Below are 6,928 nucleotides of genomic sequence, written 5' to 3'. Positions count from 1 at the left end.
GCGACGGCAAGGGGATCATCCGCCTGCTGAAGGACGAAATCGGCAAGGGAAGCCCCCTGGGGCGGATCCTCGGCGGTGGCGCGGCCTCAGTCGGCAAGGCCTATGGCATCACCCGCGTTCCGGTGGTGAAGAACCAGGGGATTCCGGCCTACGACCCCCGCTCAATCAAGGGTATCGGCATCACCTACGCCACCAGCACCATGGGGGCCGACCACACCGCCGGCTACACCATCGCCACGAACATCCTCAATGTGGGCGGCTTTGTGGACCCCCTGAAAAAGGACGGACAGGTGGAGCTTTCCCGCAATCTGCAGATTGCCACCGCGGCTGTGGACTCCACCGGCATGTGCATCTTCATCGCCTTCCCGGCCCTGGACATCCCCGAGTGCCTGCCGGCCCTGATCGACATGATCAATGCCCGCTTCGGCATCAACCTGACCGGCGACGACGTGACCAACCTGGGCAAGCAGATCCTGAAGACCGAGCGGCAATTCAACATCGAGGCAGGCTTCACCAAAGAGCACGACCGCCTGCCGGAATTCTTCAAGACCGAGCCGGTGGCGCCCCATAATGCCGTGTGGGACTTCACCGACGCCGAGATCGACGAATTCTGGAATTTCTAGGGACACCTGCGAACACGGCGCGGACACATCCTCGTGTCCGCGCCCGGAAAACAAACGATCCGCCGGCCGTTGAAGGAGTCACCATGGAGATCACTGTCAAGCTGTTTGCCATGTTCCGCATCGGACGTTTTACCGCGGCAAGGAAACAGTGCGAGCCGGGGACAGTCCCCGCAGACATCGCAAACCGGCTGAGCATTCCGGAGAAAGACATCGGCATCGTGCTGGTCAACGGTCGGCACGCCAAGCTGGACCACCGGCTCTCGGACGGGGACACCCTCTCGCTGTTCCCTCTGGTGGGAGGAGGGTAACCGATGGACCTGCTCGAATTCATCGCGGCTGAAGCAACGGGAGACCTCTTCCCCTGGGCGGCCCAGGTCAGGGCTGCCGAGCGGTTCGGCCTCACCCTTGGCCGGGTTGAGGAGACAGCCCTGACCCACGGCCTGATGCCGGCACGCTATCAGCGGAACCGCCAGACCATCAGCGTGGAAAGGCAGCTCCACCTCTTCCGGAGCCGGGCAGTCATCATCGGCAGCGGCGGCCTCGGCGGCTACCTGGTGGAAGAGTTGGCCCGCCTCGGGGTCGGAAACCTGGTGGTGGTGGATCCAGACATCTTCGAGGAACACAACCTGAACCGCCAGATCCTCTCCTCCCCGGCACTGCTCGGCAGGTCAAAGTCAGCAGTCGCCGCAGAGCGCGTGGCCGAGATAAACCCCGCTGTAACCATCACGCCTCTCCAGGTGGCGTTTTCCAGGGAAAACGGCCGTGAGATCCTGACTCGGGCCGACGTGGTGCTGGACGGTCTGGACAGCATCACCACCCGCCTGGAACTTGTCGACCTCTGCCGTGAGCTTTCAATCCCCCTCGTACACGGTGCCATAGGGGGCTGGTACGGGCAGATCGCCTCACAACTGCCGGGCGACGACATTTCCCCCTCCCTCTTCGGGAGCTGGTCGGAGCCGCGCGGGATTGAAACCCGCCTCGGCAACCCGTCCTTCACCCCAGCCGTGGTGGCGAGCCTCCAGGTGGCGGAAGCATGCAAGATCCTGCTCGGGGAAGGAGAATCGCTCCGTAACCGGATGATTTTCGTAAACCTTCTCGACATGGAGTTCGATGAGGTACTGCTCGAACCGGCGCCTGCGGCGGTGGGAGAGTAGCGCAATACGTACTGCTGCCAGGAAAAGGTTGACAGACCGGACGGTTGCATACATCATGGGTAGCATATTCGAGTAACATCTCTCCGAGCCGCTGCGCCTGCAAGGTTACAACCTATGGCGCCCGGCCAACGGGTTCCGCTGGAAACGGCGGCGCCTCCCTTTTGGAAAGGAGATTCCCCGGTCGCCATGCGTCCAAGGGCCTCCTTCCATTCGGCAGGAGGCTTTTTTTGTGTGCGGATTATCCTGACTGCGAGGTGAGCCACAACCATGGTCATCATTACCGACACCCCCATCGACCCCACAACTGCCTATGGGCTTCTCTCAAAAGGGACTTCAGGCTCGATTGTCCTTCACTACGCCGTGGTGAAACAGGACGCCGGCAACAGCGCGCCCACCGCCTGCATCGACTACCGGTTCGACGCTGGTGCGATCGAGGAACTCGAGGCAATCTCCGCCGAGTTGCGCCAGCAGTGGCAACTGGAAGACGTTCTTCTGATCAGGCGGGAGGGTTGCCTGGGCGTCGGAGAGATCATCTCTCTTGTGGCCGCAAGCTCCCCCAACAGCGAGGACGCTTTTTCCGCCTGCCGGCACGGCATCGCCCGTCTCAAGAAAATGTCGACCGTTCACAAGCGGGAGCAATTTGCAGAGTAGAAGCAATCCACCAAAAGGAGACTCGCCCATGAAAATGTATCGTTCGTTCGCGGCAACCCTCGTTGCGCTCCTCATGCTCGTTACCGTTGCCGGTGCCGAGGAGCGCCTCAAAATGTCCACCACAACCTCAACCCAGGACTCGGGACTGCTCAAAGTTCTTCTTCCCCCGTTCGAGAAGAAGAACAACGTCAAGGTCGATGTGATTGCCGTGGGTACCGGTCAGGCCCTGAAGCTGGGCGAAGCGGGCGATGTTGATGTGGTCTTCGTCCATGCCCGCAAGCTGGAAGACAAGTTCGTGGCCGACGGATTCGGAGTGAACCGCAAAGACGTCATGTACAACGACTTCGTCATCATTGGCCCGAAAAACGACCCGGCAGGCATCGCCAAGGCGAAGACAGCCGCAGAGGCCCTGAAGCTGCTCGCTGCGAAAGGAGCCTCCTTCATTTCCCGGGGCGACAAGTCGGGCACTCATACCAAGGAACTTGACCTCTGGAAGTCCGCCGGCGTTGATCCTAAAGGAGACTGGTATGTGGAAGCGGGCCAGGGCATGGGACCGGTCATCACGATGGCCACCGAGCGGCGCGCCTACACCCTGACCGACCGGGGGACATACAATGCCTTCAAGGGTGCCAAAACCGATCTTGTGATTCTGTTCCAGGGTGAAAAAGGACTCTTCAACCCCTACGGGATCATGGCCGTCAATCCGAAAAAATTCCCCCACGTCAAGTATGACCTGGCCATGAAACTCATCGACTACATCACCGGCCCGGAGGGGCTGAAGACCATCTCCGACTACAAGGCCCACGGCGAACCGGTCTTCTTTATTTACAAGAAATAGAAATCATCATAGCATTGAACCGCTGACCGGGGGTATCCGTGACCGGTCAGCGGTTCGCTCTCATCCGCAGCCATGGACTTTTACTCCGAATCCCTTACGACCGCTCTCCAGCTCATTGCCTCCCGCGACCCGGACGTGGTCAGCGCGGTGACCGTATCAATCGTCGTATCGCTCTGGTCGACCCTGTTCGCGGCCCTGGCCGGCGTGCCGACGGGTGTGATGGTGGCGGTGGCGGAATTTCCCGGCAAGCGGGCGGCGGTGACGCTGCTCAACACCCTCATGGCCCTGCCCACGGTCGTTGTGGGACTCTTCGTCTACAGTCTCATCAGCCGCCAGGGTCCCCTGGGCGAATTCGGCCTTCTCTTCACACCCTGGGCCATGGTCGTGGGACAGACGCTCCTGGCCATCCCCATCGTGGCGAATCTGACCATGAGTGCCATCAAGGGTGCCGATCCCCGCATCGTTCCCACCGCCCTCACCTTGGGCGCCGGGCCGTTCGAAAGCATTCGACGACTGGTACTGGAGATGCGCTTCGGCATCATGGCCGCGCTCATTGCCGCCTTCGGCAGGGTTATCGCCGAGGTGGGAGTTGCCATGATGCTCGGCGGCAACATCCGGAGCCATACCCGGACCATGACGACCGCCATCGCCATGGAGACAGGCAAGGGGGAATTCGCCCTGGGGCTCGCCCTGGGGCTCATCCTCATGGCGGTCGCGCTGATCGTCAACATGGCTCTCAACGCCCTGCAGCAGAGGTGACAGACCATGAGCGAATGCATCCGGCTCACCAATATACGCACTACCTACGCCGGCCGGACCGTCCTTGCCATTGACCGGCTCACGCTGCGCAGCGGCAGGATCTATACCCTCACCGGCGCCAACGGTGCCGGGAAGAGCACCCTCCTCTCCCACCTGGCTCTCCTCGCGGCACCCACAAGCGGCGAAATCGTCTTCGGCGACCGGACGGTGCGCTGGAACAATGGCTCACTTCAGCACCTGCGGCGCCAAGTCACGCTGGTGCACCAGTCTCCGTACCTCTTCACCGGCAGTGTTTTCACCAATGTGGCCTACGGCCTCAAACTTCGCGGCGTCCACGGTGAAGAATTAAAGAGCAGGGTCGAGAGTGCCCTGACCCTTGTGGGTCTCGGCGGATTCGGCCATCGCCGCTCCCGTGAGCTCTCCGGCGGAGAGGCCCAGCGGGTCGCCCTGGCCAGGGCGCTGGCACTCAAAACGAGCATCCTGCTTCTGGACGAGCCCCTGGCCAACGTCGACCGGGCAACGAGTGAGCTCCTCACCTCCATCATCGCCGGTCTGCCGGCCGACGGGACCATGGTCATCATGACCACCCACGACCCGGAGCATGCGGAGCGGCTGGGTGGAGACCGCATTCACCTGGTGGCGGGCGAACTGGCCAACCCGCTTACGGGCGTCAAATTATCCAGCAGCGAAGGAGATGAATTGTGCCGTCTTTCACCGAAGCCCGCAGCATTATTCTCGATCGCGTAGCGCCGCTCGGTGTCGAGCGGGTGGGTATCCTGGAGGCCGTCGGCCGGGTCCTTGCCGAGGACTTGATCGCCCCCTGGGAGATGCCCCTCTGCGACAACTCCGCCATGGACGGCTTTGCCGTGCGCGCCGACGACTGTGGTGAGGTTCCCGTATCCCTGAAGGTTACGGGCTATATCCCCGCCGGCGGCCGGCCCGAAGGCCCGGTGGAGCCCGGCTGCGTCATCAGAATCATGACCGGCGCACCGGTACCGCCCGGCTGCGACGCGGTGGTGCCGGTGGAAGAAACCGAAGACGAAGGCGGCACGGTCCGGATCATGGCAGCAGTCGCGCGCCGCCAGCACATCCGCTTCAAGGGAGAAGATGTCGCCACGGGCGATATCGTGGTCCCCCGCGGCACCCTGCTCCAGCCCCCCGAAATCAGCATGCTCGCATCCTTCGGCAAGGCGCTGGTGCCGGTATTCCGCAAGGCCCGGGTCGCCATTCTGTCCACCGGCGACGAACTGGTCGAATTGGGCGAATCCCCCGCGCCGGGCACGATCATCAACTCCAATGCCCTGTCCCTGGCAGCCGCGGTACGCCAGTGCGGCGCCGAACCGGTCATCATCGGCATCGCCCGCGACAACCGGGAAAGCCATCGGGAAAAACTTGCCGAAGGGCTCAGGGCCGACGCCCTCATCACCTCGGCAGGCGTGTCGGCCGGCGACCGGGACGTGGTCCGTGACGTCCTGGCCGAACTGGGGGCCGAGCAGCTCTTCTGGAAGGTCGACATGAAACCCGGCGGTCCCACCGCCTTCAGCATGCATGGCGCCGTACCGGTCTTCTCCCTCCCCGGCAACCCGGTCTCCACCATGATCACCTTCGAGATATTCGTCCGTCCGGCGCTCCTGCGGATGATGGGACACTCCCGCGTGGTGCGCCCCTTTGTCAAGGCCACCCTGTTGGAGGAGGCGCGCAAGAAGCCGGGCAAGGTAAACTTCCTCCGGGTACGGGCAACGGAACGGGACGGCCGACTGGTGGCATCCACCGCCGGTGAGCAGCACACCGGCATTCTCAGGACCATGGTCAACGCAAACGCCCTGGTGCTGCTTCCCCGGGAGGCCTCGTTCGTCCCGGCCGGAAGCGAGGTGGAGATGATGATCCTGCGGGATGACGTTACGATGCTGGAACGCTAGGGGGAATCACGTATGTCTTTCAACCATTTTGACGACCAGGGCCAGGCCATCATGGTGGACGTGAGTGGCAAGCAGCCGACCCTGCGCACCGCTACGGCCGCCGCCACGGTGTCAATGCAGCCGGACACCCTGGCCGGCCTGCTGGCCGGCCGGACCACCAAGGGCGATGTCCTGGGCGTGGCACGGATCGCCGGCATCGCCGCCGCCAAAAAAACACCGGAGCTGATCCCCCTCTCCCACCCGCTGGCCATCCACCATGCGGCAATCGATTTCGATACCGACCAGGCCTGCGGCACCGTCACCGTCAGAGCCACGGTGCGGGCCTTCGAGCGGACCGGTGTGGAGATGGAAGCCATGGCCTCGGCGGCCGTGGCCGCCCTCACCATCTACGACATGTGCAAGGGTGCCGACAAGGGAATCACCATCAGCCAGATCCGCCTTCTCCTCAAAGAGGGGGGCAAGAGCGGCACCTGGCAGAGGGAGGAAGCACAATGAAGGCGGCGATTCTGACCCTGAGCGACAAGGGCTCCCGGGGCGAACGGGCCGACGCCAGCGGCCCGGCCCTCGTCGCATGGCTGGCGGAACGGGGCGTCGAAACGGTGCGCACGGAGATCATCCCCGACGAGGCGGACCTTATCTCCGCCCGCCTCGCCGCATGGGCCGACGCGGGAGATGCGGACCTGATCCTCACCACGGGCGGCACCGGAGTCTCCCCCCGGGACGTTACCCCCGATGCCACCATGACGATCCTTGATCGCCTCATCCCCGGCTTCGGCGAGGTGATGCGGATGAGGAGCCTCCAGAAGACCCCCAACGCCATGATCTCCCGGGCCGTGGCCGGGATCAGGGGAACCGCCCTCATCATCAACCTCCCCGGCAGTCCCCGTGGCGCCGTTGAAAACCTGGAAGCGGTCTGGCCGGCCGTGCCGCACGCCGTTGAAAAAATCCAGGGCAACACCCGCGACTGCGCCCCGGCACACTGAA

Annotated in this window: 10 protein-coding genes and 1 riboswitch; all 10 genes read left to right on the top strand. The window is 63.3% G+C overall.

Annotated elements, in window-relative coordinates; translation table 11 throughout:
- The coding region (locus tag AC6CDK_RS12495) for an aldehyde ferredoxin oxidoreductase C-terminal domain-containing protein (protein ID WP_496639853.1) at window positions 1-623 on the top strand (623 nt) is incomplete at its 5' end.
- A gap of 83 nt (window positions 624-706) precedes the next feature.
- The gene (locus tag AC6CDK_RS12490) at window positions 707-931 is read left to right on the top strand and encodes a MoaD/ThiS family protein (protein ID WP_192905469.1); all 225 of its coding nucleotides are present in this window, start codon (window positions 707-709) and stop codon (window positions 929-931) included.
- A gap of 3 nt (window positions 932-934) precedes the next feature.
- A complete protein-coding gene (locus tag AC6CDK_RS12485; protein ID WP_192905468.1) occupies window positions 935-1,777 on the top strand; it encodes a HesA/MoeB/ThiF family protein in 843 nt (280 codons plus the stop codon).
- Window positions 1,778-1,846: 69 nt separating this feature from the next.
- Window positions 1,847-1,965: riboswitch (molybdenum cofactor riboswitch) on the top strand.
- A 79-nt stretch (window positions 1,966-2,044) separates the two neighbouring features.
- The gene (locus tag AC6CDK_RS12480; RefSeq protein ID WP_192905467.1) at window positions 2,045-2,428 is read left to right on the top strand and encodes a molybdenum cofactor biosynthesis protein MoaE; all 384 of its coding nucleotides are present in this window, start codon (window positions 2,045-2,047) and stop codon (window positions 2,426-2,428) included.
- A gap of 28 nt (window positions 2,429-2,456) precedes the next feature.
- Window positions 2,457-3,266 (top strand): ABC transporter substrate-binding protein, encoded by an 810-nt coding sequence (locus AC6CDK_RS12475; RefSeq protein ID WP_192905466.1) that lies wholly within the window; start codon window positions 2,457-2,459, stop codon window positions 3,264-3,266.
- 72 nt (window positions 3,267-3,338) lie between these two features.
- Window positions 3,339-4,025 (top strand): ABC transporter permease, encoded by a 687-nt coding sequence (locus AC6CDK_RS12470; protein ID WP_014551933.1) that lies wholly within the window; start codon window positions 3,339-3,341, stop codon window positions 4,023-4,025.
- Between the two features lie 6 nt (window positions 4,026-4,031).
- Complete coding sequence (locus AC6CDK_RS12465) at window positions 4,032-4,772, top strand: energy-coupling factor ABC transporter ATP-binding protein (protein ID WP_192905465.1); 741 nt, start codon at window positions 4,032-4,034, stop codon at window positions 4,770-4,772.
- Window positions 4,727-5,944 carry a molybdopterin molybdotransferase MoeA gene (locus tag AC6CDK_RS12460; RefSeq protein WP_192905464.1) on the top strand — a complete coding sequence of 406 codons (1,218 nt, stop codon included), beginning with the start codon at window positions 4,727-4,729 and terminating at the stop codon, window positions 5,942-5,944. The genes AC6CDK_RS12465 and AC6CDK_RS12460 overlap by 46 nt, the downstream gene beginning before the upstream one ends.
- A 12-nt stretch (window positions 5,945-5,956) precedes the next feature.
- Window positions 5,957-6,439, top strand: coding sequence for a cyclic pyranopterin monophosphate synthase MoaC (gene moaC / locus AC6CDK_RS12455; RefSeq protein ID WP_192905463.1), 483 nt, complete (start codon window positions 5,957-5,959; stop codon window positions 6,437-6,439).
- Entirely contained in the window at window positions 6,436-6,927 is a 492-nt protein-coding gene (gene mog / locus AC6CDK_RS12450) for a molybdopterin adenylyltransferase (protein WP_039643227.1), read from the top strand. Before moaC ends, mog begins: the two co-directional genes overlap by 4 nt.
- The last annotated feature ends 1 nt before the right edge of the window (window position 6,928 follow it).

The organism is Geobacter sp. PheSNFMC, assembly GCF_059620965.1.
Note: the sequence above shows the minus strand (reverse complement) of the source record. Positions and strands in the feature narration are given on the sequence as shown.

What these genes read in the sequence shown, in the direction of transcription:
- AC6CDK_RS12490 (WP_192905469.1), top strand. Translation starts at nt 707, where the DNA reads ATGGAGATCACTGTCAAGCTGTTTGCCATGTTCCGCATCGGACGTTTT.
- AC6CDK_RS12485 (WP_192905468.1), top strand. Translation starts at nt 935, where the DNA reads ATGGACCTGCTCGAATTCATCGCGGCTGAAGCAACGGGAGACCTCTTC.
- AC6CDK_RS12480 (WP_192905467.1), top strand. Translation starts at nt 2,045, where the DNA reads ATGGTCATCATTACCGACACCCCCATCGACCCCACAACTGCCTATGGG.
- AC6CDK_RS12475 (WP_192905466.1), top strand. Translation starts at nt 2,457, where the DNA reads ATGAAAATGTATCGTTCGTTCGCGGCAACCCTCGTTGCGCTCCTCATG.
- AC6CDK_RS12470 (WP_014551933.1), top strand. Translation starts at nt 3,339, where the DNA reads ATGGACTTTTACTCCGAATCCCTTACGACCGCTCTCCAGCTCATTGCC.
- AC6CDK_RS12465 (WP_192905465.1), top strand. Translation starts at nt 4,032, where the DNA reads ATGAGCGAATGCATCCGGCTCACCAATATACGCACTACCTACGCCGGC.
- moaC (WP_192905463.1), top strand. Translation starts at nt 5,957, where the DNA reads ATGTCTTTCAACCATTTTGACGACCAGGGCCAGGCCATCATGGTGGAC.
- mog (WP_039643227.1), top strand. Translation starts at nt 6,436, where the DNA reads ATGAAGGCGGCGATTCTGACCCTGAGCGACAAGGGCTCCCGGGGCGAA.